Source organism: Kutzneria sp. NPDC051319 (genome assembly GCF_040682195.1).
Classification (GTDB): Bacteria; Actinomycetota; Actinomycetes; order Mycobacteriales; family Pseudonocardiaceae; genus Kutzneria.
This window is the reverse complement of the sequence record NZ_JBFBAM010000019.1, coordinates 106594-133519: the sequence shown is the minus strand read 5'-3', so window position 1 is coordinate 133519 and position 26926 is coordinate 106594. Positions and strand designations below refer to the sequence as shown.

26 protein-coding genes are annotated in these 26926 nt (G+C 70.2%); 15 read left to right on the top strand and 11 right to left on the bottom strand.

Going from position 1 to position 26926, the window contains the following annotated elements; genetic code table 11:
* Window positions 1–92: 92 nt before the first annotated feature.
* A complete protein-coding gene (locus AB0M73_RS21525) occupies window positions 93–815 on the bottom strand; it encodes a DivIVA domain-containing protein (RefSeq protein ID WP_363892938.1) in 723 nt (240 codons plus the stop codon).
* Between the two features lie 59 nt (window positions 816–874).
* Between AB0M73_RS21525 and deoC the strand changes: the two genes are divergently transcribed.
* The 3 genes from deoC to AB0M73_RS21510 are packed head-to-tail and all read left to right on the top strand — an operon-like array spanning window position 875 to window position 4115.
* Window positions 875–1825: a deoxyribose-phosphate aldolase gene (gene deoC / locus AB0M73_RS21520; protein WP_043721810.1), complete on the top strand. Its 951-nt coding sequence runs from the start codon at window positions 875–877 to the stop codon at window positions 1823–1825.
* A gap of 3 nt (window positions 1826–1828) precedes the next feature.
* Window positions 1829–3262 (top strand): aldehyde dehydrogenase family protein, encoded by a 1434-nt coding sequence (locus AB0M73_RS21515; protein WP_043721807.1) that lies wholly within the window; start codon window positions 1829–1831, stop codon window positions 3260–3262.
* Window positions 3255–4115 carry an aldehyde dehydrogenase family protein gene (locus AB0M73_RS21510; RefSeq protein ID WP_363892935.1) on the top strand — a complete coding sequence of 287 codons (861 nt, stop codon included), beginning with the start codon at window positions 3255–3257 and terminating at the stop codon, window positions 4113–4115. Before AB0M73_RS21515 ends, AB0M73_RS21510 begins: the two co-directional genes overlap by 8 nt.
* Window positions 4116–4167: 52 nt before the next feature.
* On the opposite strand, the gene AB0M73_RS21505 is transcribed toward AB0M73_RS21510, so the two are convergent.
* Entirely contained in the window at window positions 4168–5346 is a 1179-nt protein-coding gene (locus AB0M73_RS21505) for a thiolase family protein (protein ID WP_363892933.1), read from the bottom strand.
* Window positions 5347–5599: 253 nt separating this feature from the next.
* The gene (locus AB0M73_RS21500; RefSeq protein WP_363892931.1) at window positions 5600–6826 is read right to left on the bottom strand and encodes a hypothetical protein; all 1227 of its coding nucleotides are present in this window, start codon (window positions 6824–6826) and stop codon (window positions 5600–5602) included.
* Window positions 6827–7188: 362 nt separating this feature from the next.
* Between AB0M73_RS21500 and AB0M73_RS21495 the strand changes: the two genes are divergently transcribed.
* From AB0M73_RS21495 to AB0M73_RS21480, 4 genes are all read left to right on the top strand, one after another.
* Complete coding sequence (locus AB0M73_RS21495) at window positions 7189–8268, top strand: adenosine deaminase (RefSeq protein WP_363892929.1); 1080 nt, start codon at window positions 7189–7191, stop codon at window positions 8266–8268.
* Window positions 8269–8289: 21 nt separating this feature from the next.
* Entirely contained in the window at window positions 8290–9675 is a 1386-nt protein-coding gene (locus tag AB0M73_RS21490; protein ID WP_363892927.1) for an AAA family ATPase, read from the top strand.
* On the top strand, window positions 9672–10304 hold the full coding sequence (locus tag AB0M73_RS21485; RefSeq protein WP_363892925.1) for a hypothetical protein: 633 nt from the start codon (window positions 9672–9674) through the stop codon (window positions 10302–10304). The genes AB0M73_RS21490 and AB0M73_RS21485 overlap by 4 nt, the downstream gene beginning before the upstream one ends.
* Before the next feature lie 92 nt (window positions 10305–10396).
* On the top strand, window positions 10397–11587 hold the full coding sequence (locus tag AB0M73_RS21480) for an MFS transporter (RefSeq protein ID WP_363892923.1): 1191 nt from the start codon (window positions 10397–10399) through the stop codon (window positions 11585–11587).
* A 66-nt stretch (window positions 11588–11653) separates the two neighbouring features.
* On the opposite strand, the gene AB0M73_RS21475 is transcribed toward AB0M73_RS21480, so the two are convergent.
* Entirely contained in the window at window positions 11654–12883 is a 1230-nt protein-coding gene (locus AB0M73_RS21475) for a primosomal protein (RefSeq protein WP_363892921.1), read from the bottom strand.
* 80 nt (window positions 12884–12963) lie between these two features.
* Window positions 12964–13629: a hypothetical protein gene (locus AB0M73_RS21470; RefSeq protein WP_363892919.1), complete on the bottom strand. Its 666-nt coding sequence runs from the start codon at window positions 13627–13629 to the stop codon at window positions 12964–12966.
* A gap of 131 nt (window positions 13630–13760) precedes the next feature.
* Between AB0M73_RS21470 and AB0M73_RS21465 the strand changes: the two genes are divergently transcribed.
* A complete protein-coding gene (locus AB0M73_RS21465) occupies window positions 13761–14342 on the top strand; it encodes an SMI1/KNR4 family protein (RefSeq protein ID WP_363892917.1) in 582 nt (193 codons plus the stop codon).
* A gap of 68 nt (window positions 14343–14410) precedes the next feature.
* Here the strand turns inward: AB0M73_RS21465 and AB0M73_RS21460 are convergent, their stop codons facing one another.
* From AB0M73_RS21460 to AB0M73_RS21435, 6 genes are all read right to left on the bottom strand, one after another.
* Window positions 14411–15691, bottom strand: coding sequence for a thymidine phosphorylase (locus AB0M73_RS21460; protein WP_363892915.1), 1281 nt, complete (start codon window positions 15689–15691; stop codon window positions 14411–14413).
* Window positions 15688–16077 (bottom strand): cytidine deaminase, encoded by a 390-nt coding sequence (locus AB0M73_RS21455; RefSeq protein WP_363892913.1) that lies wholly within the window; start codon window positions 16075–16077, stop codon window positions 15688–15690. The genes AB0M73_RS21460 and AB0M73_RS21455 overlap by 4 nt, the downstream gene beginning before the upstream one ends.
* Window positions 16078–17334, bottom strand: coding sequence for an ABC transporter permease (locus AB0M73_RS21450; RefSeq protein ID WP_363892940.1), 1257 nt, complete (start codon window positions 17332–17334; stop codon window positions 16078–16080).
* A 5-nt stretch (window positions 17335–17339) separates the two neighbouring features.
* The gene (locus AB0M73_RS21445) at window positions 17340–18419 is read right to left on the bottom strand and encodes an ABC transporter permease (protein ID WP_043721787.1); all 1080 of its coding nucleotides are present in this window, start codon (window positions 18417–18419) and stop codon (window positions 17340–17342) included.
* Window positions 18419–19972, bottom strand: a complete 1554-nt coding sequence (locus AB0M73_RS21440) for an ABC transporter ATP-binding protein (RefSeq protein WP_363892911.1) — start codon at window positions 19970–19972, stop codon at window positions 18419–18421. Before AB0M73_RS21440 ends, AB0M73_RS21445 begins: the two co-directional genes overlap by 1 nt.
* Before the next feature lie 76 nt (window positions 19973–20048).
* On the bottom strand, window positions 20049–21200 hold the full coding sequence (locus AB0M73_RS21435; RefSeq protein ID WP_043721783.1) for a BMP family ABC transporter substrate-binding protein: 1152 nt from the start codon (window positions 21198–21200) through the stop codon (window positions 20049–20051).
* 249 nt (window positions 21201–21449) lie between these two features.
* On the opposite strand from AB0M73_RS21435, the gene AB0M73_RS21430 reads away from it, so the two are divergent.
* From AB0M73_RS21430 to AB0M73_RS21400, 7 genes are all read left to right on the top strand, one after another.
* Window positions 21450–22853 (top strand): hypothetical protein, encoded by a 1404-nt coding sequence (locus AB0M73_RS21430; RefSeq protein WP_363892909.1) that lies wholly within the window; start codon window positions 21450–21452, stop codon window positions 22851–22853.
* A 5-nt stretch (window positions 22854–22858) separates the two neighbouring features.
* Window positions 22859–23215, top strand: coding sequence for a hypothetical protein (locus AB0M73_RS21425; RefSeq protein ID WP_363892908.1), 357 nt, complete (start codon window positions 22859–22861; stop codon window positions 23213–23215).
* Between the two features lie 24 nt (window positions 23216–23239).
* The gene (locus AB0M73_RS21420; RefSeq protein ID WP_363892907.1) at window positions 23240–23617 is read left to right on the top strand and encodes a hypothetical protein; all 378 of its coding nucleotides are present in this window, start codon (window positions 23240–23242) and stop codon (window positions 23615–23617) included.
* Window positions 23618–23864: 247 nt separating this feature from the next.
* The gene (locus tag AB0M73_RS21415; RefSeq protein WP_363892905.1) at window positions 23865–25235 is read left to right on the top strand and encodes a pentapeptide repeat-containing protein; all 1371 of its coding nucleotides are present in this window, start codon (window positions 23865–23867) and stop codon (window positions 25233–25235) included.
* Window positions 25232–25891, top strand: coding sequence for an endonuclease V (locus AB0M73_RS21410; protein ID WP_363892903.1), 660 nt, complete (start codon window positions 25232–25234; stop codon window positions 25889–25891). Before AB0M73_RS21415 ends, AB0M73_RS21410 begins: the two co-directional genes overlap by 4 nt.
* Before the next feature lie 162 nt (window positions 25892–26053).
* The gene (gene sdhC, locus AB0M73_RS21405; RefSeq protein ID WP_084579992.1) at window positions 26054–26497 is read left to right on the top strand and encodes a succinate dehydrogenase, cytochrome b556 subunit; all 444 of its coding nucleotides are present in this window, start codon (window positions 26054–26056) and stop codon (window positions 26495–26497) included.
* 1 nt (window position 26498) lies between these two features.
* Window positions 26499–26909, top strand: coding sequence for a succinate dehydrogenase hydrophobic membrane anchor subunit (locus AB0M73_RS21400; protein WP_043721767.1), 411 nt, complete (start codon window positions 26499–26501; stop codon window positions 26907–26909).
* Window positions 26910–26926 lie beyond the last annotated feature (17 nt).

Genomic DNA, 26926 nt, shown 5'->3' with positions numbered 1-26926 from the left:
GCCCGGGAGATCTACCCACGCCTGATGGCCGATCTAGCCGCGCTGCCCACCCTCCAAACGGCTTGACAGACCATAGGAGCATCTCGCGGGGGTCACATGGCGGGGCGGTAGTGGGCGGCGGCCAGTTGGACCTCGATCATGTCGATGAAGGCGTCGACCTCCTCCTGGTCGTAGCCCTCGCCCTCGATGAGGGCCTCGCCGAAGGTCACCTCGCGGACCTGGGCGGCGGTGAGGCGGCCGCGGCCGCGCAGGGTCGCCTCCACCCGGTCGAGGAAGCTGTCGACCTCGTCCTCGTTGTAGCCCCGGGTGCCCTTCTCGGCGGTGTGGAAGCCGACGGCGACGATGTCGTCGGCGGTCAGCGCGCGCGGCCGGCCGCCCAGACGCTCCAGCACCCGGGCGATGATCAGCAGGAAGGCGTCGACACCGTCCTCGTTGTACCCGTCGACCCCGCCGGTGGCCCGCCGGAACTGCACGCCCCGGACCTCCTCGACGGTGAGCCGCTCGGTGCCGTGCAGGGCGTTGACCACCCGGTCCAGGAAGGCGTCGACGTCGACCACGTCGTAGCCGCAGCCGAGCGACTCGGCGGCCAGGGCCAGGAACTGGTCGACCTCGTGGTCGAAATAGCCCTCCTCGCCGGCCGGCGGCTTGTGGAACTTGACCTTGTTCACCTCCTGGCCGGTGAGGGTGTCCTCGCCGCGCATCGTCGCCTCGATGCGGTCGACGAAGTCGTCCACCTCGCCCGAGTGGTAAGCCCGGCGGCCGGGCGGCGGCGGGTTGAAAACGACTGCGTGCACCTCGTCCGGGGTCAATGTCACGGCGCCCTCCTCACGTCTATGAGGACATACGCACGCAATGGCCACTTAGACTCGATCCCATGTCAGCCCCTTCTCAGACAGAACTGTCGGAGGTCACGCGCGACGACGCGTCCCTGCGGCGCTTCCTGCACGGACTGCCCGGGGTGGACCAGGTCGGCGTCGAACAGCGCGCGGCCACCCTCGGCACGCGGAGCATCAAGAAGGCCTCCAAGATGTGGGCCATCGACACCGCGATCTCCATGGTCGACCTGACCACGCTGGAGGGCGCCGACACGCCTGGCAAGGTCCGCACCCTGGCCGCCAAGGCCCGCCGGCCCGACCCCGAGTACGCGGACGTGCCGCACGTCGGCGCCGTCTGCGTCTACCCGGACATGGTCGCCACGGCCGTGGCCGGCGTGGGCGACAGCGGGGTGGGCGTGGCCAGCGTGGCCACGGCCTTCCCGTCCGGGCGCTCCAACCGCGCGGTCAAGCTGGCCGACACGGCGATGGCCGTCGAGGCCGGCGCCACCGAGATCGACATGGTGATCGACCGGGGCGCCTTCCTGTCCGGCCGCTACGGCCAGGTGTATGACGAGATCGTGGCGATCAAGGCGGCCTGCGGCGGCGCGCACCTCAAGGTCATCCTGGAGACCGGCGAGCTCTCGACGTACGACAACGTGCGCCGGGCCTCCTGGCTGGCGCTGCTGGCCGGCGGCGACTTCATCAAGACCTCCACCGGCAAGGTCTCCCCCGCCGCCACGCTGCCCGTCACGCACGTGATGCTGCAGGCGGTGCGCGACTGGCGGGACCGCACCGGCGAGCTGCGCGGTGTGAAGCCCGCGGGCGGCATCCGCACCACCAAGGACGCGATCCGCTACCTGGTCGCGGTGCACGAGGTGGCCGGCGAGGAGTGGCTGACGCCGACGCTGTTCCGATTCGGCGCGTCCAGCCTGCTCAACGACCTGTTGATGCAGCGACGCACCCAGCTTGAGGGCCACTACAGCGGCCCCGACTACGTGACGGTGGACTGACGAATGAGCAATTGGGAGTACGCACCCGCGCCGGAGTCGCGCGACATCGCGAACCTGAAGCCGGCCTACCGCATGTTCGTCGACGGCAAGTTCGTCGAGGGCTCGGGCGATCCGCTCAAGACCGTCAACCCGGCCACCGAGGAGGTGCTGGCCGAGGTCAGCACGGCCTCGCCGTCGGATGTGGACACCGCGGTCAAGGCCGCGCGCCGTGCCTACGACCGGGTGTGGAGCAAGATGCCCGGGGCCGAGCGGGCCAAGTACATCTTCCGCATCGCGCGGCTGATCCAGGAGCGCTCGCGCGAGCTGGCCGTGCTGGAGAGCCTGGACAACGGCAAGCCGATCAAGGAGTCGCGCGACGTCGACGTGCCGACGGCCGCCGCGCACTTCTTCTACCACGCGGGCTGGGCCGACAAGCTCGGCTACGCCGGCTACGGGCCGGATCCGCGGCCGCTGGGCGTGGCCGGGCAGGTGATCCCGTGGAACTTCCCGCTGATGATGGCCGCCTGGAAGATCGCGCCCGCTCTGGCCTGCGGCAACACCGTGGTGCTCAAGCCGGCCGAGACGACCCCGCTGACCGCGCTGGTGCTGGCCGAGATCTGCCAGCAGGCCGAGCTGCCGCCGGGCGTGGTCAACATCCTGCCCGGCGCCGGCGACGTGGGCTCGGAGCTGGTCAACCACGCCGGCGTCGACAAGGTGGCGTTCACCGGGTCGACCGAGGTCGGCAAGCTGATCCAGCGCGCGCTGGCCGGCTCCGGCAAGAAGATGACCATGGAGCTCGGCGGCAAGGCCGCCAACATCGTCTTCGACGACGCGCCGCTGGACCAGGCCGTCGAGGGCATCGTCAACGGCATCTTCTTCAACCAGGGCCACGTCTGCTGTGCCGGTTCCCGCCTGCTCGTGCAGGAGTCGATCGCCGACGAGCTGCTGGACAAGCTGCGCCACCGGGTCTCGACCCTGCGCGTCGGCGACTCGCTGGACAAGAACACCGACGTCGGCGCGATCAACTCCCGCGCCCAGCTGGAGAAGATCCAGGAGCTGGTGGCCGCCGGCGACGCCGAGGGCGCGCAGCGCTGGACCAGCCCGGTTCCTGTGCCGGACAAGGGTTTCTTCTTCGCTCCCACGGTCTTCTCCGACGTGCAGCAGTCCATGCGCATCGCCCGCGAGGAGATCTTCGGGCCGGTGCTGTCGGTGCTCACCTTCCGCACTCCCGACGAGGCCGTGGCCAAGGCCAACAACACCCCGTACGGGCTGTCGGCCGGCATCTGGACCGAGAAGGGCTCCCGGATCCTGTGGGCCGCGCAGCGGATGCGGGCCGGCGTGGTGTGGGCCAACACGTTCAACCGTTTCGACCCGACCGCGCCGTTCGGCGGCTACCAGGAGTCGGGCTTCGGCCGCGAGGGCGGCCGCGCCGGGCTGGAGGCGTACCTCGATGTCTGACCGCATTTCCGTCGCCAAGACGTACAAGCTCTACATCGGCGGCGCGTTCCCGCGCTCCGAGTCCGGCCGGTCCTATCCCGTGAACGACTCGCGCGGCGGCTTCCTGGCCAACGCCGCGCAGGGGTCGCGCAAGGACGCCCGTGACGCCGTCGGCGCCGCCCGCAAGGCGTTCCCCGGCTGGTCCGGCGCCACCGCCTACAACCGGGGACAGGTGCTGTACCGGGTCGCCGAGCTGTTGGAGGGCCGGCGCGAGCAGTTCGTCGCCGAGGTCGCCGCCAGCGAGGGCACCAAGCGTGGCGAGTCCATTGTGGACGCCGCCATCGACCGCTGGGTCTGGTACGCCGGCTGGACCGACAAGATCGCCAGCGTCTTCGGCGCCGCCAATCCCGTTGCCGGGCCGTACTTCTCCTTCACCGTGCCCGAGCCCACCGGCGTCGTCGCCGTCCTCGCCCCGCAGGTCTCGTCCCTGCTGGGTCTGGTCAGCGTCGTCGCCCCGATCATCGCCGCCGGCAACACCTGCGTCGTCGTGGCCAGCCAGGACCGGCCGCTGCCGGCCATCACCCTGTCCGAGGTGCTCGCCACCTCCGACGTGCCCGGCGGCGTCGTCAACGTGCTCACCGGCCGCACCGCCGAGATCGCCCCATGGCTGGCCGCCCACGCCGACGTCAACGCCCTCGACCTCACCGGCGCGCCCGAGGCCATCAGGGCCGACCTCGAACGCGCCGCCGCCGGCACCGTCAAGCGCCTCGTCCGCGGCGGCCGCGGCGAGCCCGACTGGGCCCGCGAACCGGACGTCAGCCGCATGCGCGCGGTCCTGGAGACCAAGACCGTCTGGCATCCGATGGGCGTGTGACCCCACGCCGTGAGAAGGGCCCGGCGACATTCGGCCGGGCCCTTCGGCTTGCTCAGAGGCGTTCGATGATGGTGGCGTTGGCCAGGCCGCCGGCCTCGCACATGGTCTGGAGGCCGTAGCGGCCGCCGGTCTGCTCCAGGACGCCGAGCAGGGTGGTCATCAGACGCGCGCCGCTGGCGCCGAGGGGGTGGCCGATGGCGGTGGCGCCGCCGTTGACGTTGACCTTGCCCAGGTCGGCGCCGGTCTCAGCCTGCCAGGCCAGCACGACGCTGGCGAAGGCCTCGTTGACCTCGAAGGCGTCGATGTCGGCCAGGGTGAGGCCGGCCCGGTCGAGGACCTTGCGGGTGGCCGGGATGACGCCGGTGAGCATGTAGAGCGGGTCGTCGCCGACGACGGCGAAGGAGTGCAGCCGGGCCCTGGGGCGCAGGCCGAGGCGGGCGGCGGTCTCGCTGCTGGTGATGAGGACGGCGGCGGAGCCGTCGTTGATGGGGCTGGAGTTGCCGGCGGTGACGCGCCAGTCCAGGTCGGGGAAGCGCTGCTGCCAGAAGTCGGACTTGAAGGCGGGCCGCAGCCCGGCCAGGACTTCGGGGGTGGTGCTCGGACGGATGGTCTCGTCGAAGTTGACCTCGGCGGCGTCCACCTTGATCGGGCTGACCTCGGCCGCGAACCGGCCCTCGGACCACGCGGCGGCGGCCCGGCGGTGGCTCTCGGCGGCGAAGGCGTCCAACTGCTCGCGGGACAGGTCCCAGCGCTTGGCGATCAGCTCGGCGCTGATGCCCTGCGGCACCAGGCCTTCCGGGTAGCGGGCGGCGACGCCCGGGCCGAGGAAGTCCTGGCCGGCGGCCTGGCTGCCGATCGGGATGTGGCTCATGGACTCGATGCCGGAAGCGATCACCACGTCGTATGCGCCGGCGATCACGCCCTGGGCCGCGAAGTGGATGGCCTGCTGGCTGCTGCCGCACTGGCGGTCCACGGTCACCGCCGGCACCGACTCCGGCAGCCCTGCTGCCAGCGCCGCCCAGCGGGCCGTGTTGCCGCTCTGCTCCCCGATCTGGCCCACCGCGCCGCTGATCACGTCGTCGACAAGTGCCGGGTCGATGCCCGTGCGCTCGATCAGCGACCGGATCGCGTGGGCGTGCAGGTCGACGGGATGGATCCCGGACAGCGTCCCGCCCGGCTTGCCCTTGCCGATCGGTGTCCGTACCGCGTCGACGATGACGGCGTCCCTCATGACTCCTCCTCAGCAACGACATCTACCTGCTGAGTTGGATTTTACGACTCACGATCGTGAAAGAAGGGCGGCGAGGTGAGCGGCGTCACCCTCCCCCATGTCTGCCACAACCACCCCACCCCGCACCACTTTTTCTTCACATGCGCTTCCCCTGTGGCACCAGGACGCAAATGGGAAGCGCATGTGGCAAAACCCCTGGCACAGAAAACGGCCGCCCCCGGAAGTCCCGGGAGCGGCCGTCAGCGGTGCTGGGTCAGGCGCCTTCGGCGGCCAGGTCGATGCCGTCGATGTCGACCTTGTCGCCCTTGCCGGCGATGGCGTTCTTCGGGGCACGGGCCCGGCGCTGCGGACGGGGCAGCGCGGTGGGCGGCGGGGGCGGGGTGGGCGAGCCGCCGCCGAGGATGAGCTCGGCGAAGGTGGCCATGGCCTCGTCCAGCTGGCTGGCGTTGCGGCGCTCGGACTCCTCGTTGGCCCCGCGGACCAGGGAGACCAGGCGGTCGGCGTCGGGGCGGGCGGACAGGGTGCCGTGCACGTCCTGCAGGCCGCTGTTGACGGTGCCGGCCAGGTCGCCGATGCGCTCGCCGGTGGCGGTGCCGACGGCGTCGACACGGGTGTCGATCTCGTCGAGACGGCTGGAGACCTGCTCCAGGCGGCGGGCCAGGGCGTCGAGGCGGTCGGTGGGGTCGACGGCCGGGCGGGACATGAGGTCGTCCAGCTTGGCGTGCACGGAGTCGTGCGTCGCGCTGATCCGGTCGTTGACGGTGCCGTGAACGTCGGCGAGCTTGCTCTCCAGGACGGCGCGCGAGTCGGCGACGCTGCCCTCGAGCGAGGTGCGGGAGTCGCCGATGCTGGCGGCGGTGGCGGCGCCGGACTCGGTGACGGCGCGCTGCAGCGCTTCCTTGGTGCCGTCGAGGTGCTCGTGCACGCCCTCGTCGACCTCGTCGATGCGGCTGCGCAGCGCGGTCTCCAGCGCCTCGAGGCGCTCGCGGATCGGCGCGTGCAGCACGCCGGGCAGCGCTTCGGCCTTGGTGTCCTGCTTGTCCAGGTGGCCGTCGACGTCGTCGAGGCGCTTGTGGATGTGGGTCAGCTTGTCCTCGAGGCCGTCCATCCGGCCGGCGACGCCCTCGAAGCGGCCGCCGACGCCGTCGAGACGGCCGTCCAGCTGCGCGAAGGGCTTGGCCAGCTTGTCCACGACGCCCTCGAGCGCGCGGCCCAGCTCGGAGATGGCGCCGTCCTGCGCCTCCAGCTTGGCCAGCGCCTCGTCCAGGCGCTCGGCCAGCACGCTGACCTCGGTGCGGTCCGGCAGCTCCGACAGGCGCTTGCGAACGGAACCCAGCGACTCGAGCGGGGACATCCGCGCGTGGATCTCGTCGAGCGCGTCGAAGATCTGCTGCTGTTCGCTCTCACGGATCTCCGCGGCGCGCGTGAGCATGTTGCGCATCCGATCGAAGGACATCGTGGAGTTGTTGTTCTCGTTCACGGCTGGCGCCTTCGTCCATGGGGATGGGGAGACTCAGCGACTCTAGCCAGCTACTCACGGCGACACGAACCGGCCCCACGGATCTTGACGCAGCTGTGCTCTGTTTTGCGTCGTTCGGAGCATGCCGAGAGCCGTGTGGGACTTAGTCGATCTTCATCCGGTTGCTGACTGAAACCAAAGATCCCCTATATGAGTGATCCATACCCCGACATGGTGGCACACCGTGGCCGAGATACCACTCGTCGGCGGGGCTCGCCATACGAGCGGGTGGAATTCACCGGCACGGATAACACCGTCCATGATCATACCGCTCCAAGATCGCCACAGCGAGGAACGCGGCCACTCGGAGGTACCGTGTCGCAATGCCTACGCCGATGACCCCCGAGGCGATCCGCCGCGCCCCCAAGGTGCTCCTGCACGACCACCTGGACGGCGGGTTGCGGCCGAAGACCGTGATCGAACTGGCCGACACGATCGGCTACACGGACCTGCCCACCACCGACCCGGCCGCGTTGGGCGCCTGGTTCCGCGACGCGGCCGACTCCGGCTCGCTCGTCCGCTACCTGGAGACCTTCGCCCACACCTGCGGCGTGATGCAGTCCGAGCAGGCCCTGGTCCGCGTGGCCGCCGAGGCGGCCGAGGACCTGGCCGCCGACGGCGTCGTCTATGCCGAGGTGCGCTACGCCCCCGAGCTCTTCGAGCCCAGCGGCCTGTCGCTGGAGCAGGTCGTCGAGGCCGTGCAGGAGGGCTTCCGGCTGGGCGAGCGCAACACCGGCAACAAGATCCGGATCGGCACCCTGCTGTGCGCGATGCGGCAGAACGAGGGCTGGCTGCGCATCGCCGAGCTGGCCGTGCGCTACCGCGACGCCGGCGTGGTCGGCTTCGACATCGCCGGGCCCGAGGCCGGCTTCCCGCCCACCCGCGGCCTGGACGCGTTCGAGTACCTGCGCCAGCAGAACGCCCACTTCACCATTCACGCCGGCGAGGCGTTCGGGCTGCCGTCCATCTGGGAGGCCATCCAGCACTGCGGCACCGACCGGCTCGGCCACGGCGTGCGCATCGTCGACGACATCACCCGCGACGCCGACGGCTCCGTCCACATCGGACGGCTGGCCGGCTTCGTCCGGGACAAGCGCATCCCGCTGGAGATGTGCCCCTCCTCCAACGTGCAGACCGGCGCGGCCAAGTCCATCGCCGAGCACCCCATCGGCCTGCTGACCGACCTCCGCTTCCGGGTCACCGTCAACACCGACAACCGCCTGATGAGCGGCTGCACCATGTCCAGCGAGTTCGGCGCGCTGGTCGAGGCCTTCGACTACGGCTGGACCGATCTGCAGTGGTTCACCGTGAACGCGATGAAGTCGGCCTTCATCGGCTTCGACGAGCGGCTGGCCCTGATCAACGACGTGATCAAGCCCGGCTACGCCGAGCTGCTGGCCTGAGCGCGAAGGTAGCGTGAGCCCATGTTGACTCGCCTCGAGGTCCACGGCTTCAAGAACCTGGTGGACGCGCAGGCCGAGTTCGGCGCGTTCACCTGCATCGCGGGGGCCAACGGCGTCGGCAAGTCGAACGTCTTCGACGCGATCGAGTTCCTGTCGCACCTCGCGACGGAGCCGTTGGCCGACGCCGCGAGGCGGGTCCGGGGCCCTTCGGGTGAGCGCGGTGGCGATCCGCGGGACCTGTTCTGGGACGGATACCGCGACCATGACCGCGTCATGCGCTTCGCCGTGGAGATGATCGTTCCGCGTGAGGTGGGAGACGATCTGGGCAACACCGCGGTGCCCGCCGAGACGTTGCTCCGCTACGAACTGGAGCTGGGCTACACCGCATCGGCCTTGAGCGGCACGCCCGGGCGGCTGATGCTGATCAAGGAAAACCTGCGCGGCGTCGACCAGGACGAAGCGGTTCAACGGGTGCGTTTCGCGCACAGGGAACCCTTCGTAGACACCGTTATTGCCGGCGAACAACGCGGTGGCCAGTACCTCAGCACGACATCACGCGGCGAAATAGTCATCATTCACGACACGGAAGATTTCGCGCGGGTGGCAACCACGGGACGTGCCAACAGGACCGTGGTGAGCACGGCCATCCCTGGCCAGCCGACCGTTCTCGCGGCCCGCCAGGAGATGCAGAGTTGGCGGCGACTGGCCCTGGAGCCTTCGGCCCTGCGGGCACCGAACGGCTTCTCCGATCCACGGCAGTTGGGCGTGGACGGGCGTCACCTCGCGGCCGCGCTGTACCGGATCGCCAACGACGACGACCCGGACGCGGCCTATGCCCGGGTTGCCGACCGGCTTTCCGATCTCGCCGGCGTCAGCGTCGACGAGATCGGCGTGGACCCGGACGAGGTCCGAGAGGTCTTCACGCTGTTCCTGACCGAACGGGACGGGCTGCGGCTGCCGGCGAGGGCATTGTCCGAGGGCACGCTGCGATTCCTGGCTCTGTGCGTGCTGCTCGAAGACCCCACGGTCAGCGGTTTGCTGTGTATGGAGGAACCCGAGAACGGGATTCATCCGGCGAACCTTTCGGCCATGGTCGACCTGGTCCGCGAGCTGGCCGTCGACACGTCACGGCCGGTCGGTGACGACAACCCGTTCCGCCAGGTGATCGTGAACACCCATTCGCCGACGGTCGTTCAACTGTGCAGTCCTGACGACCTGCTGTTCGCCGAACGAGTCCGGCAAACCGCACCGGACGGCACGACGACCACGGGTGTCGCGCTGACTCCGTTCCAAGGAACCTGGCGGGCGAAGGACAGTGAGGCGACGGCGACGCTCGCCGATCTCGTCCCGTATCTGGCGACCCCGCCGAACACTCGACTCCAGCTTCCGGCGGACCTGACGCGATGACACTGCACACCGGACTCTTCGTCGCGGAAGGCACCTCGGACGCGCCGCTGGCCGCACTGGTGACGGACCTGTTCGCCGAACACGACGTCCGTCTCAGGCTTCAGGAGCCCGATTTCAGCTGGCTCAAGGTCGCGAAGGACGTGCGATCCAAGGTCGTCGCCGGGATCGAGCTGGCCAAGACCGACTTCAACGTCATCGTGGTGCACCGAGACGCGGACAATGCCGGCGCTGCCGCTCGTACGCAGGAGATCGTGGAGGCCGTGACCGGTCTGGCAGCCGGCGCACGGGTGGTGCCCGTGGTGCCGGTGCGGATGACCGAGGCCTGGCTGCTGTTGGACGAAGCCGCGATCCGACGCGTCGCGGGCAACCCGAACAGTCGGGCCAAGCTGGGTTTGCCGAAGCTGCACGAGGTGGAGTCCGTCGCCGATCCCAAGGATGTGCTCGCACGGTGCCTGCTCACGGCGGCCGACTGCACCGGACGCCGTCGTGATCAGGTGCGCAAACGCTTCGGCGACCATCGCCGCAACCTGCTCCAGCGGCTTGATCCGCATGGTCCGGTGACCAAGCTGGCGAGCTGGCAGCGCCTGGTCGACTCGGTGGCTGCGGCGGCCGCCGAGCTGCTGGCCTGATTCCAGGATCCGGGAATTTGTTGCCGTAGCCGAAGTATCACGGCTAGCGTCCACCATGTAGGCAGTAGTGTCCACATGTTGGGAGGCGGTCGGTGGCCGAGAACCCGCGCCGGTGGCTGATCCTGGGCCTGGGGCTGGCGGCCCAGGCGGCGGCGTGCACGTTTCTGTACGGCCTGCCGTTCCTCGTGCCGGACATCCGGGCGGTGGAGGGGCTGTCGCTGGCGCAGGTGGGCCTGATGGTGTCGGCCCCGACGGTCGGTCTGCTGCTGACGCTGATCGCCTGGGGCGCGGCGGCGGACCGGTACGGCGAGCGGGTGGTGATGGCGCTCGGGTTGGGGGCGGCCGGTGTGCTGCTGGCCGCCGGCAGCCTCGGCACGCACAGCGTCACGCTGCTGGAAGTGGTGCTGCTGTTGGCGGGCGCGGCCAGCGCGTCGGTGAACGCCGCCAGCGGGCGTGTGGTGATGGGCTGGTTCGGGCCGCGTGAACGGGGCCTGGCCATGGGGATTCGGCAGACCGCGCAGCCGGTCGGGGTCGGCATCGCGGCGCTGACGCTGCCGTTTTTGGGGCAGGCCTTCGGTTATCGGGCGGCGCTGCTGTTCCCGGCCGGCCTCTGCGTCGTGCTGGCGGTGCTGGTCGCCGTGCTCGTGCAGGATCCGCCACGGCCGCCGCGCAAGGAGTCGGAGCGCACGCGGTCGCCGTATCTCGGATCGTCCGCGCTGTGGCGACTGCACGGCGCGAGCAGCCTGCTGGTGGTGCCGCAGTTCGTGATCTCGGCGTTCAGCCTGGAGTACCTGGTCAGCGTGCAGCACTGGACGCCGGGCGGGGCCGGGGTGTTCCTCGGCGTGGTGCAGGCGGCCGGCGCGGCCGGGCGCATCGTCACCGGGCGCTGGGCCGACGTGGTCGGCAGCCGGCTGCGGCCGATGCGGCAGCTGGCGGTGGCCAGCACGGTGGTGATGCTGCTGCTGGCGCTGGGCGACCGGGTCGCGCCGTGGCTGGCGGTGGCGGTGATCGCCGTCGGGGCCGTGATCACCGTGGCGGACAACGGTTTGGGCTTCACGGCCACGGCCGAGCTGGCCGGCACCGCGTGGTCGGGCCGTGCGCTCGGGGCACAGAACACCGCCCAGAACGTGGCCGCCGCCCTGACGCCCCCGCTGCTCGGGGCCCTGGTCGGCGGCTTCGGCTACGCCACCGCGTTTGCTATCGGCGCGATCTTCCCGCTGCTGGCGATCATCGCGACGCCCGTGGCCGCCGAAAACCTCCGCGCCGAGGCGAAAACCCCCTGATGCAGGGAAGGACGCCTTACCCGCGTTCAACGAGGGTAAGGCGTCCTTCCCTGCATAAAGGCGCGCTCAGTGGGTGCGGAAGCGGTTCTCCAGGCCTTCGACCAGGGCCTTCCAGGCCTCGACCTCGGCGTTGAAGGGGGCGCTGGGGGCCAGCCGGGTGGGGTCGGGGCGGACGACGAAGGAGACCAGCCAGCCCAGGCTCTCGGACTGGGCCAGCGCCTCGGCCACGGAGTCGTCGCCGGCCCAGGCAGCGGCGTCCTCGATCAGCTCGACGGCCAGGTCCAACTGGACCGGGTCCATCGAGTCGGGGCCTTCGGCGATATCCTCGGCGATGCCGTTGAACACGTAGACGTTGTCGTCGTGCACCTCGACCTCGAGCTCGCCGGCGGTGGCCTTGGTGGCGACCTCGTCCCAGGTGGCGACCTCGGTGATGTCGTTTCCGGCCAGCTCGTTGCCGGTGTTGACCAGGAAGCGGCCCAGGGCCTTGGCCGAGGTGAAGATGTCGATCTCGCCGGAGTGGCCGAGGAAGACCGGCTCGTCGTCGACGTAGCAGCGCAGCGTGTAGTACTCGTTGTCGCCGAGGATGATCTTGACGGGGTCGATGCCGACCTCGCCCCAGAAGCCCAGGTCCTCGGGCTCGTCGTCGGGCGCGCGCTCGGCGTCCTCGTCGGCGTCGGTCTCGGCGGCCAGCTGGGCCTCGGCGTCGGCCAGCTCCTGCTCGGCCTCGGCCAGGGCCTTCTCGTCGACCTCGGGCACCGTGACGATGCCGTCGATCGCGTCCAGCACCTCGTCCCAGCGCTCGACGACGACCTTGGCCAGCTCGGTCCAGCGGCGCTCGCCGTCGCGGCCGGTGAAGGGGAAGGTGCCCTGCGGCAGCAGCGCGAAGCCGTCCACCGAGTCCAGCACCTCGTTGACCTTGTCCAGCTCGCACACGTCGGCCAGCGAACGCAGGATCGACACCACGTCGGCCAGCTCGCCGATGGTCCAGGTGTCCGGGTCCTCCGAGACCAGCTCGGGCACGCCGACCAGGTCGAACTGGTGGTTCTCGTCGGGCACGAGCTCGACCGCCGACAGCGCGGGCAGCACATGCCACGCGGGGTGGTCGGTCAGGTCGTGCTCGGTGACGGTGCGCACGAAGGCGGCCAGGCGCGCGGCGTCCGGGAAGGCGTAGAGGTCCTCCTCGTGCCCGAGGAACGCCTCCCACTCCTCACCTTCCTCGCGCCAGCGCGGCGCCCACAACGTGATCAGGTCACCCTGGGGGAGCCCGAGCTCGATCGGGACGATGTCCTGAGCCATCTGGAGACCTCCCGGTCACGGCCAACGCTGTCTGCGAGAACGGGGCAGAGCCTACGTGGTCGCTCGATCATCACAGTTGACTAGGGGGTCTTCTCCCACACGGTGAGGTCGAAGGTGAGCTGCCCGCCGACCGCCGGATGGAACACGACCAGCGCGAACCGGCCCTGGGCGCTGGTCGTGCAGTACGCGCCACCGGCCAGGATCTGGTCCACGCCCAGCTGCGGCGTGTACGCGGTGGCCGCCACGCAGTCGGCGTAGCCGGCGTTGGGCTGGGCCGGTGCGAAGCCACGGCCGGGTCCGTACACGGTGTTCTGGTTGTCGAAGCGGAGGTCGTTGAAGTAGACCGGGTCGCTGTTCTGGACCACGTCCCAGTTGGGCTGGGTGCTGTCCAGATTCACGCCGTAGCCGACGTTGAGCACGATCGGCGAGCCGCCCGGGGTGGAGTTGCGGATGGTGCCGGGGCCGATGGCCGTCGTGGTGGTGACCGTGGTCGTGTCGGTCGTGGTCGTCGTGTCGGTGGTGGTCGTCGGCGGCGGCGTGGAGGTGGTGGTCGGTGCGACGGACGACGGCTGCGCGGCCAGTTCGGACTGCGCGGTGTGCAGGCCCAGCAGGTAGCCGCCCATCACGGCCGCGGCCAGCAGGGCGATGACCAGCACGACAAGGAAAGCGATCATCGGCCCGCGCTCCGGGCGCCGCGGCGGGCGGCCGTCGTCCGGGGGCGCCCACATCGTCTCGGTGTCCGACACGGCAGCCTCCCTCGCACGCGTCCGGGCAGGTTAACCCGTTGGGCCCGATGCCGTCAGCCGGAGACCGGATTCGCCCGATCGTCCTCCGATGAGCGGTACCGGAGCCCCCGTTCTTACTCGATCATGAACGGATGGCAGTGGCCGACGCGTGGGGTCGGATCGTGCGCTGGCTGTCCTTCTACGCACCGTCGAGCGGGTCGGTGCTGCGCACGATGGCGGACCGGGAAGATGTCGTGATCCTCGAGCAGGAGATCGGTGTCGAGCTGCCCGACGACCTGCACGAGTGGTGGTCGGTGTGCGGCGGCACCGGGAACTCGACGTTCGCCGAGATCATCCCGCCGTTCTACACACCGCACGGCCCGCAGGGCGCGCTGGACTCCTTCCGCGTGCAGCGCAAGCTGTGGGCCGACACCTGGGACACGCCGGAGTGCGGCCCCGACGCCGGGTCGGCCGGCAACAGCTACCACCCGCTCTGGGTGCCCTTCGCCTTCGACGGCCTCGGCGACGCGCTCGTGGTCGACCTGCGGCCGGGCCCGCTGCGTGGCTGCGTGCTGGAGTGGGACCACGAGCGGGCCGAGGCGCACGGGCCGGAATGGCGCAGCATCACGGAGATGCTGGAGCAGATCGCCACCGCGCTGGAGGAACGGACCAAGGTGCGGCACTGCCGCCCCGAGACCACCACCGACGGCCGCATCGACTGGCGGACGAGCTAGCTGTGCTTGTTGGCGCCGCCTCCGGCGTTGCGGCTCGGCCGCTCGTGACCGGTGCCTCGCGACTTTCGTCAGCCCCGAATCGTGTCGATGACCAGCGGGGTGCGGTCCTCGGCGGACTCTCCGATGACGATGCCGTCGGCCAGGGCGTCGCGGCCGGCGTCGAGCAGCTCCGGGGTGTCGGTGCGCAGTTCCAGCAGCGGCTGTCCCTTTTCGACGGTGTCGCCGGGCTTGGCCAGGCACAGCACACCGGCGGCGTGCTGCACCGGGTCCTCCTTGCGAGCCCGGCCGGCCCCGAGACGCCAGGCGGCGACGCCGACGGCGTAGGCGTCCAGGCCGGTCAGCACGCCGTCCTCGGCCGCCTCGATCACCTCGACGTGCTTGGCCACGGGCAGCGGGGCGTCCGGGTCGCCGCCCTGCGCGGCGATCATCCGGCACCACGTCTCGTAGGCGTCGCCGGACGCCAGCACCGCGGCCGGGTCCACATCGGACAGTCCGGCCAGTGAGAGCATCTCCCGGGCCAGCGCCACGGTCAGCGCCACGACGTCGGCCGGGCCACCGCCCTTGAGCACCTCGACCGACTCGGCGACCTCGACGGCGTTGCCGACGGCGTAACCCAATGGCACGGACATGTCGGTCAGCACGGCGCTGATGCGAAGGCCGTGGTCCACGCCGATGGACACCAGCGCGCGGGCCAGTTCCGTGGCGTCGGCCAGGTTCTTCATGAACGCGCCCGAGCCGACCTTGACGTCCAGCACGAGCGAGCCGGCGCCCTCGGCGATCTTCTTGCTCATGATGGAGCTGGCGATCAGCGGCACCGACTCGACGGTCCCGGTGACGTCCCGCAACGCGTACAGCTTGCGGTCGGCCGGCGCGAGTCCTTCCGTTGCGGCGCAGACGACCGCGCCCACGGACCGGAGCTGGGCGCGAATGTCCTCAGTGGACAGCTGGGCCCGCCAGCCGGGAATGGACTCCAGCTTGTCCAGCGTGCCGCCGGTGTGGCCGAGGCCGCGGCCGGAAAGCTGCGGCACGGCCGCGCCGCAGGCGGCCACCAGGGGCGCCAGCGGCAGCGTGATCTTGTCGCCGACGCCGCCGGTGGAATGCTTGTCCACGGTCGGCCGGTCCACGTCCAAGGACAGCCGCTCGCCCGACTCGACCATGGCCCGGGTCCACCGGGCGGTCTCGTCGGACGTCATGCCGTTGAGCAGAATCGCCATGGCCAGCGCGGACATCTGCTCGTCGGCGACCACACCGTGGGTGTAGGCGTCGATCACCCAGTCGATCTCCGGGCCGGTCAGCACCCGCCGGTCCCGCTTGGCCCGGATGATCTCGACAGCGTTGAAGTGATTCACGGCAGGTCCTCTGGTCCGAACGCGTCTGGCAGAACTTCCCGCATCGTCAGCACACCGCGCGGGGTGTCCACCAGACAGTCGGGGCCACCCAGCTCGTAGATGATCTGGCGGCAACGTCCGCACGGCATGAGCAGCTCGCCCTCGCCGCTGCGGCAGGCCACCGCCACGAACCTGCCGCCGCCGGTCAGCCGCAGCTGCCCGGCCATCGTGCACTCGGCGCACAAAGCCACGCCGTAGGCGGCGTTCTCGATGTTGCAGCCGGTCACGACCCGACCGTCGTCACACAGGGCGGCGGCCCCGACCTGCAACCCCGAGTAGGGGCAGTAGGCCGACGCCGCCGCGGCAACGGCGAGTCGCCGTAGCTCATCCCAGTCCACAGTGGACAACTAACTTCCCTGTCCTCGTCGATATATCAGTCCGTCGGCCGCGGGCATTCGCAGTCGTTGCGACGACATGGCCAACACCACGATGGTCACGATGTGCGGCAGGTAGGTGGTCAGCTCCTGCGGCAGCGAGTCGATCGACAGGTACAGCAGGTACAGCGCGCCGCCGACCACGATCGAGATCAGCCCGACTATCCACTTGCGACGGATCAGCTGCACCAGCGCGATCACCCAGATCAGCAGGGAGATGCCGTAGAACAGGCCCAGCACCGTCTTGCCGTCGGTCAGCGTCTGGAGGCCGTCGGCGTAGCCGAACAGGGCCGCGCCGCCGAGCAGGCCGCCGGGCCGCCAGTTGCCGAAGATCATGGCGGCCAGGCCGATGTACCCGCGGCCGTTGGTCTGGTTCTCCAGGTAGCCGTTCTGGCCGGGGGCCAGCACCAGCGCCGCGCCGCCGAGGCCGGCGAAGCCGCCGGAGATCACCACGGCGATGTACTTCTGCAGGTACACGTTGACGCCGAGCGACTCGGCCGCCACCGGGTTCTCGCCGCACGACCGCAGCCGCAGGCCGAACCTGGTGTGCCACAACACGACGAAGCTGATCGGCACCAGCAGGATGGTGATCATTGTCAGCGGGGACACGCCGCTGAGCACCCCGTGCAGGATGCCGGCGATGTCGGAGACGACGTACCGCTGCTGCTTCTCCAGGTCGGCCAACCAGTCCGCGACCGGCTGCGCCGAGTAGGTGTCGAAGGACGGCACCTTCGGCGACTGCCGCGGGTTGTGCGACACCGGCGCGAACAGCAGCGTGGACAGGTACTTGGCCACGCCCGCGCCGAGCAGGTTGATCGCCACACCGGAGACGATGTGGTTGACGCCGAAGGTGACGGTGGCCAGCGCGTGCAGCAGGCCGCCCAGCGCGCCGAACACGATGCCGCCCAGCACGGCGGCCCACGGCCCCCACTGGTAGCCGGCCCAGGCCGCACCCCACGTGCCGAGGATCATCATGCCCTCAAGGCCGATGTTGACCACGCCGGCCCGTTCCGCCCACAGACCGCCGAGGCCGGCCAGCAGCAGCGGCACCGCCAGCTGGAGTCCGGCCTGGATGGTCGACGTGGCGGTGATGTTGGGCAGGCCGGTCAGGTCCGCGGTCGCCGTGAGCAGCACGATGGCCGCAAACGACCAGAGAACTCCGTTGGCCCAGCCGGGAATCCGGCGCTTGACCGGGGCGGCGGCGCGGGTGACCGACGCCGGCGGATTCATGTCGATCACGACGCGCTCCCGGTGGTCGCGGCGGCCAGTTGGCTGCCGACCCTGCGTTGCTCGGCGGCCAGTTCGAGCCGGCGGATCACCTCGTAGGACACGACCACGGACAGCACGATCGCGCCCTGCATGATGGTGACGATCTCGCGCGGCACCTGGATGACGTCCAGCGACACCGCGGCCTGGTCGAGGAACGCCCACAGCACCGCGCCGAAGGCGATGCCGCCCGGGTTGTTGCGGCCGAGCAGCGCGACCGCGATGCCGGTGAATCCGTAGCCCTGCGGGGAAATCAGGGTGTACGTGTGGTCGCGGCCGAGCAGCTCCGGCAGCGCGGTGAGGCCGGCGATCGCGCCGGACAGCAGCATCGCGATCACGATCATGCGCTTGGCGTCGACGCCGCCCGCGGTGGCCGCGGTCGGCGACTCGCCGGAGGCCTGGAGCTCGAAGCCGAACCGGGTGCGGTTGAGCATCACCCAGTAGCCGATGCCGACCAGGATCGCGATCACCACGAAGCCGAAGACGGTGCCGGCCGAGCCGAGCGGGATGCCCGGGATCCAGTTGGACGACGGGATCGTCGGCGTGCCGATGTTGTTGTTGCTCAGCACGCCGAACGCGCCCGGCTTGATCAGCAGGGCGATGATGCCGCCGGCGATGGCGTTCAGCATGATCGTGGTGATCACCTCGCTGACGCCGCGGGTGACCTTGAGGATCGCCGGCAGCGCCGCGAACACCGCGCCGCCGAGCATGGCGACCACGATGATCACGATCTGGCCGAGCACCGGCGGCAGGTTCAGCTCGCCGCCGACGATGGCCGCGAACACCGCGCCGATCCGGTACTGGCCCTCGACGCCGATGTTGAACAGGTTCATCTTGAACCCGATCGCCACCGCGATGCCGACCAGGTAGTACACGCTGGCGCTGTTGACGATGTCGACGGCGGTCGTGCCGTGGCCGACCTGCACCACCATCGCCACCAGCGCCGAGGCCGGGTTGCGGCCCGAGATGATCAGCGCCACCGAGCACAGCAGGGCCGAGAACACGATCGCCGCCACCGGCGGCAGCAACTTGCCACGCAGTGAGCGCATCAGACCTCTTCCTCTCCACCGGTCGTCGCGCCGGTCATGGCACTGCCCAGCTCCTCGGGCGTGACCGTCGCCGGATCGGCGTCCGCCACCAGCCGTCCGCGCAGCATCACCTTGATCGTGTCGGACAGGCCGATCAGCTCGTCCAGGTCGGCCGACACCAGCAGCACGGCCAGGCCGGCCGCGCGGGCCTGCTTGATCTGCTCCCAGATCAGCGCCTGCGCGCCGACGTCCACGCCGCGGGTGGGGTGCGAGGCGATCAGCAGCACCGGGTCGCCGGACAGCTCGCGGCCGACGATGAGCTTCTGCTGGTTGCCGCCCGACAGCGCCGCCGCCGGCACCTCGATGCCGGGCGTGCGGACGTCGAACTGCTCGACGATGCGCCGGGTGTCGGCGCGGGCCCCCTCCACGTCCAGCCAGCGCCCGTTGACCACCGGGCGTCGGGTCTGGAAGCCGAGGATCCGGTTGAACCACAGGGACTGCGTGAGCAGCAGGCCGTGACGGTGGCGGTCCTCGGGGATGTAGCCGATGCCGGCCTCGCGCCGGTGCAGCGTGTTGACCTTGGTCAGGTCGGAGATCCCGCCGTCGGTGTTGACCAGCAGCACCGAGCCGCTGTCGGTCCTGCGCATGCCCATGATCGCCTCGACCAGTTCGGTCTGGCCGTTGCCCTCGACGCCGGCGATGCCGAGGATCTCCCCCGCGTGCACGGCCAGGTCGATCTCGTCGAGGATGGCCCGGCCGCCGCTGTCCCGCAGCTGGAGGCCGGCGACCGTGAGCACGGCCCGGTCGGTGACCGTGGACTCTCGGGTCTCCGGGCTGGGCAGCTCGGAGCCGACCATCATCTCGGCCAGCTGCCGTGACGTCACGGACTTCGGGTCGACGGTGCCGACGGTGGTGCCGCGGCGGATCACCGTGATGCTGTCGGCGATCGCGCGCACCTCGTCCAGCTTGTGCGAGATGAACAGGAAGGTGAAGCCCTGCTCGCGCATGCCGCGCAGGGTGTCGAAGAGCTCGTCGACCTCCTGCGGCACGAGAACGGCCGTCGGCTCGTCCAGGATGATGATCCTGGCGCCGCGGTAGAGGACCTTGAGGATCTCCACCCGCTGCCGGTCGGCCACGCCCAGCTGCTCCACGAGCACGCCCGGGTCCACGCGCAGGCCGGTCTGCCCGGCCAGCTCCTGGATGCGGGCCCGCGCCCGGCCGCCGATGCCGTGCAGCGCCTCCGCGCCCAGCACGACGTTCTCCTGCACGGTGAGGTTGTCGGCCAGCATGAAGTGCTGGTGCACCATGCCGATGCCGGCCTTGATGGCGTCGGCCGGGGTGCGGAACCGGACCTCCTCGCCGGCCACCTCGATGGTGCCCTCGTCCGGCTGCTGCATGCCGTAGAGGATCTTCATCAGGGTGGACTTGCCGGCGCCGTTCTCGCCGCACAGCGCGTGCACCTCGCCGGCCCGGACGGTGAGCCTGATGTCGTCGTTGGCCACGACGCCGGGGAAGCGCTTGGTGATCCCGGTGAGCACGACCGCGGGCGCGCCGAGGTCGGTGGCGGTGGTCATGGGGCAACTCCTTACAGCACTACCGCGGGCCCGGCCAATCCTGGCGGGCCCGCGGTAGGGGTGCTTGCCGCTGGTGTCAGCTGCCGGGCAGCGTCGAGGGGACCTTGATCGCGCCGGAGATGATCTGCGCCTTGTAGGCGTCGACGGTGGCCTTGATGTCGTCCACCTTGCCGCCGGAGGTGGCGTAGTCCACGCCGCCGACCGAGAGGTCGAAGACCTTCGGGATGGCGGTCAGGTCGTTGGACGCGACGCCGCGCAGGAAGTCGTACACCGCGGTGTCGACGCGCTTCATCATCGAGGAGATGATGACGTCCTTGTCGTCGGCCACGCCGGCCTGCTTGTACTGGTCGGAGTCGACGCCGATGGCGGAGGCGCCGCCCTTGGCCTTGACCGCGTCGAAGATGCCCTTGCCGGAGTTGCCCGCGGCCTGGTAGATCACGTCGGCGCCGGCGCTCAGCTCGCCCTGCGCGACCAGGCGGCCCTTGTCCGGGGCCTGGAAGCCGGTGAAGTCACCGGCCGGGGTGATGTACTTGTCCTCGATCTTGATGTCCGGCGCGGCCGCCTTGGCGCCCGCGTCGAAGCCGGCCTGGAACTTCTGGATCAGCGGCACGTTCACGCCGCCGACGAAGCCCACGTGGCAGGACTTGGACTTGTAGGCCGCGATCACGCCGACCAGGAAGGAGCCCTGCTCCTCGGTGAAGGTCAGCGGGGTGACGTTGGGCGAGTTCTCCACCGTGGAGTCGACGATGGCGAACTTGGTGTTCGGGAAGTCCTTGGCCACGTTCTGCAGCGCCGGAGCGTAGGCGAACCCGACCGTGACGATCGGGTTGTAGCCCTCCTGGGCCAGCTGGCGCAGGCGCGTCTCCTTCGCCGCGTCCGACTCGTTCGGCGCGGCGGTGGTCTCCTTGATGTTGTCGGCCTTGATGCCCAGCTGCGACTTGGCCAGGTCCAGGCCCGCCGCCGCCGCGTCGTTGAACGACGCGTCGCCACGGCCGCCGATGTCGTAGGCCAGGCCGACCTTGAGCGCGCTGCCGTCGACCTTGGTCGAACTGCCGGTGGTGCTCGTGCCCGCCGCCGTGGCGTTGGGCGGCGTGGCCAGCTTGCAGCCGCTGGCCGATGACGACCCGCCGTTGCTGCCACCGCCCCCGTTGGACGTGGTGTCCTTGGCACACGCGGCCAACGACACCACGCTGGTCAGCGCGATCGCCGCTACCGCTACTCCACGCATTCGACGCACGGTTTGTCGTCCTCTCCCTGCTTCGACGAGCTGCGATGCCCCGAACCCGTTGTCGGTGTCGGTCCCGCCGAGGGCGAAACGGTACCTCTCGGTTCCGGGCCCACGACACCGGTCACGGTCCGTGTAACCGAATCGTTGACCCGCTCGGACCAACTGTCGGCACATGGTGACACACCGTGACCGGGAACCATGGTTGGTCAGGTGGCGTCATAGAGGCAACCGGGACAGGGAGGCCATGCCTTGAGCAAGATCCACACGGATCCTGATCATCTACGCCGTTCGGGCAGCAACCTGTCGAAGTTCGGACAGACCGTGGCCGCCGCCGGCGAGAAGCTGGACACCGCCGGTCAGAACCTGGTGCAGCACGCCGGCAACGACCGCTCCGGCATCGGCTCCGTCGTGGCCAAGGCGATGGGCCGTGGCGTCGAGGTCACCGGCAAGGTGTTCAAGGAGGGCGGCCGGGTCGCCGACACGGCCGGGCAGCGTCTGGGCACGACCGGCGACCTGCACGAGGCGGCCGACCACAAGGGTCGGGACGGCCTGCTCAAGGTCCATCCTGACGCCAAGTCCAAGCACCTGCCCGGCGGCGGCACGCGCAGCGCCAGCAGTGTCAGCACCGGCAGCGGCAGCGGCGGCAAGGACGTCAAGAACGTCTCCGGCGGCGGCACGCGGGGCGGCAGCGGCGTCGGCGGCGGGGGCGGCGGCCACGACAAGACCCCGCCGAAGCTGCCCGGTGGCGGAGGCGGCGGCGACGGGCCGCACAACCCGCCGCCCGGTGGCGGCGGGGGCGGCGGTGGTGGTGGCGGGGGTGGCGGAGGTGGAGGTGGCGGCGGCAAGGACGACGGCCCCTTCTCCAAGCCGCTCAACTCGCAGACCAAGAAGCTGGAGCAGATCGACGAGTCCCGGGTCAAGCGCGGAGACGACGATCTGATCACCCATGTCGACGGCAAGCCGGTCAAGCAGTACACGACCGAGGTCGGCGAGGGCCGCGCGCAGCAGTACCACGACGCGCAGAAAGCCGAGATCCAGCAGCGCGGCCAGCTCGACGACGAGAACGCCCGGCGCAAGGCCGAGTACCAGCAGCAGCGCGCCGACTACCAGCGTCAGGTCGACCAACTGAAGGCCGAGGGCCGGCAACGGGAGATCGGTTCGCTGGACAAGCCCAAGCCCCCCAAGTTGCTGGAGGCGCAGCCGAGCGTCAGCGCCAACACCGTCGGCCAGGTCACCGCCGTGTCGGTGGACCGCCGCACCGGCGCGGTGTGGGAGGGCGCGAACGGCCATCCCAACGAGCTCGCCGATCCGCTGCACCCCGCCCTGCAGAGCCGGTACGACCGGGTCGAGCAGATGCGGACCGAGCCCGGCAACGAGATGCACCCGGACCAGCCGCTCGGGCACGCCGAGGTGAAGGCCGTGAACGCCTCGCTGTGGGAACGGCAGCACCTGTACGACGAGGGCAAGCTGGACCACGCGCCGACCGAGGCCGACCTGCCCGAGATGCGGGTGGACAACTACTTCCCGTTCGGCCCCGAGGTCCGCCAGGCCCCGTGCTGCGCGAACTGCAATGTTACGTTGGACGGCGTGCCGAGCAACGCGGGCCGGTTCACCAAGTACCCCGCTTCCAACGGCGAATTCATTCCGGAGTGAGGCACATGGAGCGCATCGACATCCAGACCGACGAGGTCGCGTGGGACGACGACCAGCGGCTGCTGCACCGGGGTGAGCTGTTCACCGGCGAGGCCGTCACCTACAACTGGCTCGACGAGGTCACGTCGCTGGCCACCTATGTCGACGGTTTCCGCGACGGCGTGCAGCGGGAGTGGTACGACGGCGAGGAGCCCAAGTCGGAGATGACCGTCCACAACGGACGGGTCGTCGGGACCGCCCGCGAATGGCACCCCAACGGGCAGCTGGCCAAGGAGCAGCGGTTCGGCGAGGACGGGCTGCTCGCCTCGGAGACCCTGTGGGACGAGGACGGTCAACCGATCGGCGGCCACGGCAAGCTGTGACGGCGGAGCCCTCCACTCGATCCGGTGGGCCGCCGGATCGACCGCGGGCTCACGACCTCGGACACCGACGACGGCTGGATGGTCCGTGTCGACGGCGTGCCGTACACCGGCGAGATCGTCGACACCGAGGACGGCCGGGTGGTCGGCGTGACCGGCTACCAGGACGGCCTTGAGCACGGCCCGTCCGTGGAGTACTTCCCGGACGGCAGCAAGGAATTCGAGGGCCAGTACGCCATGGGCACAGCCGTCGGCGAATGGCGCACGTGGTATCCGGGCGGGCGGCTCAAGGAGTTCACCCTCCTCGACCGCCGGGGTGACGTGCGCAAGGTCCAGGAGTGGGACCCCCAGGGCAATCTCACCCGGGACACCGACCACGCCGGCGCGCACGGCGACGAGCTGTGACCGTGGTGAAGCGGTTCGACATCCAGGCGGCCGACCCCGGCTGAGATCGCCGTGAGCTCGATTCGACACCGACAGTCCACAAAGGACCGAATCGTGGCGGCGGCCCGGGAGTGGCATCCGATCGGCAGGCCGGCCACGGTGCGGCGCCTCGACGAGGACGGTCGACGAGCGGCGGTGGGGCGAGGACGGGCGGCCGGCGCGAAGAACGGGGATGTCGGCAGCGGTCCGGTGACAGTACGTTTGAGGGGTGAGTGAGTGGCTGCCGGTCCGCTGGCCGGACGATGACGAAGCGGCGGTCGCGCTGGAGGACTGGCTCGACGCCGGCCTGGGCGACTTCACGGGCCTGGACTTCCGGGGAGCGGAACTGACCGGGGCGCCGCTGAGTGGCGCGGTGCTGAGCGGGGCGGACCTGCGGGGCGTGGGGCTCAGGAAGGCGGAGCTGGACGGGGCGCAGCTGACCAGCGCGGATCTGCGAGGGGCTGATCTGGGCGAGGCGCAGCTGCCGGACGCGAACCTGGACGACGCGAACCTGACCGGGGCGAACCTGGCGGCGGCGAACCTGACCCGGGTGTCGGCGATCGGCGCGGTGTTCCAGGACACGAACCTGCGTGGGGCGGACCTGACGGCGGCGATGCTGGACGACGTGGACCTGTCCACGGCGGACCTGACGGAAGCGGTGCTGGACGGCGCTTTCCTGCCGCCGAGGGCGAAGCGGATCGAGCTGTACGGGGACGCCCCGACCCGGGACGAGCAGGGCCGCCTGGTGCACGGGGGCGAGCCGTTCACGGGGGAACTGGTCCGCGAGAACGGGGATCGCCTGCTGTCGCTGGAGACGTACCGCGACGGCGTCCGGCAATCGGCCCGGACCTGGTACGACAGCGGGATCCTGCGCAGCGACGGCCGGAAACGCTGGCATCCCAACGGAATGCCGGCGGAGGACGGCGAGGCCCGCTGGGACGAGCGGGGCGAGCCGACGACCAGGGTCGACCGGGACCACACGACCGAGGCCGATGGCCTGCGCTGTCACGACGGCAAGCCCTTCACCGGCCAATTAGAGGAAGGCGACCGGATCACGTCCTACCGGGACGGCCTCAAGGACGGCCCGTGGTGGGCGCCGGACGCGGAGGGCCGGCACGAGCAGGGCGTCCGGGTCGGCGAATGGCGGCGCTGGCACAGCAACGGGCGCATCCGCGAGCTGACGGCACACGATCCCCAGGGCGCCGTCACCAAGATCCAACGCTGGGACGCCAACGGATTTCTCCTCGACGAGCGGGAGGCGCCGCCGGACGAGCCGCCGCTGCCCCGCATCGACCTCCAGGTCAGCACGGTGGAGTGGGACGACGGCGCGCGGCTCAAGCACGACGGCCACGTCTTCACCGGCGAGGCGGTGACTCATGGCTACAGCGGCGAGGTGACGTCGCTGGTGACCTACCGGTACGGCGTTGAGGACGGCCCGCAGCGCACCTGGTACGAGGACGGCACACCCAAGTCGGAGCTGACGGTCCGGCGCGGTGTGATCATCGGCGTCGCCCGGGACTGGCACCCGGACGGCCGGCTGGCCCGCGAGCGGGTCTTCGACGAGCGCGGCGACCTGGCTTCGGAGAGGCACTTCACATGATCGACGACTGGCCGTCGACCCCGGAAGAGGCGGTTGCGCTGCAACTCCGGATGGCCCCGCTGGTGGACCCGCACCCGCCGGCGGACTTCCGGCCCCGAACCGCGGCCGGCCTCGACGTGGCCTACGCCGAGGACCGGCTGTGCGCGGCGGTCGTGGTGGTCGACCTCGCGTCACTCGAAACGGTGGATCAGGCCGTTGTGCCGGGTGTCACAGATTTCCCTTACGTGCCAGGGCTGTTCGCGTTCCGTGAGCTGCCTGCGCTGCTGAAGGCGCTCGAACGGCTGACGACGTCGCCCGATCTGCTGATCTGCGACGGCCAGGGCGTGGCCCATCCGCGCCGGTTCGGGCTGGCCAGCCACCTGGGCGTGGTCACCGGCCTGCCGTCGATCGGCGTGGCCAAGACCCCGATGGGCCACTACGACCCGCCCGGCCCCGAACGCGGCGACTGGACCGAGCTGCGGGACGGCGACGACGTGGTCGGCCGGGCGCTGCGCACCCAGCGCGAGGTGAAGCCGCTGTTCGTCTCGATCGGACACCGGACGGATCTGGACACCGCGAGCGACCTGGTCCTGCGGCTGGCCCCCAGGTACCGCCAGCCGGAGACCACCCGCCGGGCCGACCATCTGTGCAGAGCGGCACTGGTCCTTGATCGTTAAAGCGGCCTGGACCACACCGTTGCGTGTCTCATCGATCACAGACGGCCCGTCGCCGTTGGGCCAGCCGCAGGCCCCCGGTCTAGCATCCGGAGGGTCAAGGCCCCGCACGCACGACGCCGCCTGGGGCCGCGCCCACCACTGACGCCGGAGGCCACGCGCACCATGGCCAGTACCACCGCCCCGCCGACGGGCGCAGCAGAGGGAACAGGGGGCAGCAGCCGACGCGGTAGCACCGTCTACCGCGGCGATCTGGGCATGTGGTCCTGGGTGGCCCACCGGATCACCGGGGTGCTGACCTTCTTCTTCCTGTTCGCGCACGTGCTGGACACCGCGGTCGTTCGTGTCTCGCCGAACGCCTACGACAAGGTCATCGAGCTCTACAAGAACCCGCTCGTCAACCTGTTGGAGCTGGGCCTGGTCGCCGCGGTGCTCTACCACGCGCTCAACGGCATCCGGATCATGCTGGTCGACTTCTGGGCCAAGGGCCCGCGCTTCCAGCGCCCGATGCTGTGGGCGATCATCGCGATCTGGGTGATCGTGATGATCCCCGGCGCGTACTTCATGCTCCAGCGCAACATTGTCATGATCTTCGGCGGTGGCAACTGACATGAGCACCCTGAACATCTCGGCTCCGCGCAGCCCACGCCGCCCGGCCGCCCGCCGCAGCAACTTCGAGCTCTACAGCTGGCTGTTCATGCGGCTGTCCGGCCTGCTGCTGATCGTGCTGGTGCTCGGGCACCTGTTCATCATGAACATCCTCGACGGCGGCGTGCACCGGATCAACTTCGCCTTCGTCGCCGGCCGCTGGTCCTCGCCGTTCTGGCAGTTCTGGGACCTGTCCATGCTGTGGCTGGCCGAGCTGCACGGCGGCAACGGCCTGCGCACCGTGATCAACGACTACGCGCGCAAGGACGCCACCCGGTTCTGGCTGAAGATCCTGCTGTACGTGTCGATGGCGCTGATCCTGGCGCTGGGCAGCTTCGTGATCTTCACCTTCGACCCGAACATCAGCGGCTGAACCGCGGGAGACGCCGG

Coding starts and splice junctions, on each gene's coding strand:
- deoC (WP_043721810.1), top strand. CDS start 875: ATGTCAGCCCCTTCTCAGACAGAACTGTCGGAGGTCACGCGCGACGAC.
- AB0M73_RS21515 (WP_043721807.1), top strand. CDS start 1,829: ATGAGCAATTGGGAGTACGCACCCGCGCCGGAGTCGCGCGACATCGCG.
- AB0M73_RS21510 (WP_363892935.1), top strand. CDS start 3,255: ATGTCTGACCGCATTTCCGTCGCCAAGACGTACAAGCTCTACATCGGC.
- AB0M73_RS21505 (WP_363892933.1), bottom strand. CDS start 5,346: ATGAGGGACGCCGTCATCGTCGACGCGGTACGGACACCGATCGGCAAG.
- AB0M73_RS21495 (WP_363892929.1), top strand. CDS start 7,189: ATGCCTACGCCGATGACCCCCGAGGCGATCCGCCGCGCCCCCAAGGTG.
- AB0M73_RS21490 (WP_363892927.1), top strand. CDS start 8,290: ATGTTGACTCGCCTCGAGGTCCACGGCTTCAAGAACCTGGTGGACGCG.
- AB0M73_RS21485 (WP_363892925.1), top strand. CDS start 9,672: ATGACACTGCACACCGGACTCTTCGTCGCGGAAGGCACCTCGGACGCG.
- AB0M73_RS21475 (WP_363892921.1), bottom strand. CDS start 12,883: ATGGCTCAGGACATCGTCCCGATCGAGCTCGGGCTCCCCCAGGGTGAC.
- AB0M73_RS21465 (WP_363892917.1), top strand. CDS start 13,761: ATGGCAGTGGCCGACGCGTGGGGTCGGATCGTGCGCTGGCTGTCCTTC.
- AB0M73_RS21450 (WP_363892940.1), bottom strand. CDS start 17,334: ATGAATCCGCCGGCGTCGGTCACCCGCGCCGCCGCCCCGGTCAAGCGC.
- AB0M73_RS21445 (WP_043721787.1), bottom strand. CDS start 18,419: ATGCGCTCACTGCGTGGCAAGTTGCTGCCGCCGGTGGCGGCGATCGTG.
- AB0M73_RS21440 (WP_363892911.1), bottom strand. CDS start 19,972: ATGACCACCGCCACCGACCTCGGCGCGCCCGCGGTCGTGCTCACCGGG.
- AB0M73_RS21435 (WP_043721783.1), bottom strand. CDS start 21,200: ATGCGTGGAGTAGCGGTAGCGGCGATCGCGCTGACCAGCGTGGTGTCG.
- AB0M73_RS21425 (WP_363892908.1), top strand. CDS start 22,859: ATGGAGCGCATCGACATCCAGACCGACGAGGTCGCGTGGGACGACGAC.
- AB0M73_RS21410 (WP_363892903.1), top strand. CDS start 25,232: ATGATCGACGACTGGCCGTCGACCCCGGAAGAGGCGGTTGCGCTGCAA.
- sdhC (WP_084579992.1), top strand. CDS start 26,054: ATGGCCAGTACCACCGCCCCGCCGACGGGCGCAGCAGAGGGAACAGGG.
- AB0M73_RS21400 (WP_043721767.1), top strand. CDS start 26,499: ATGAGCACCCTGAACATCTCGGCTCCGCGCAGCCCACGCCGCCCGGCC.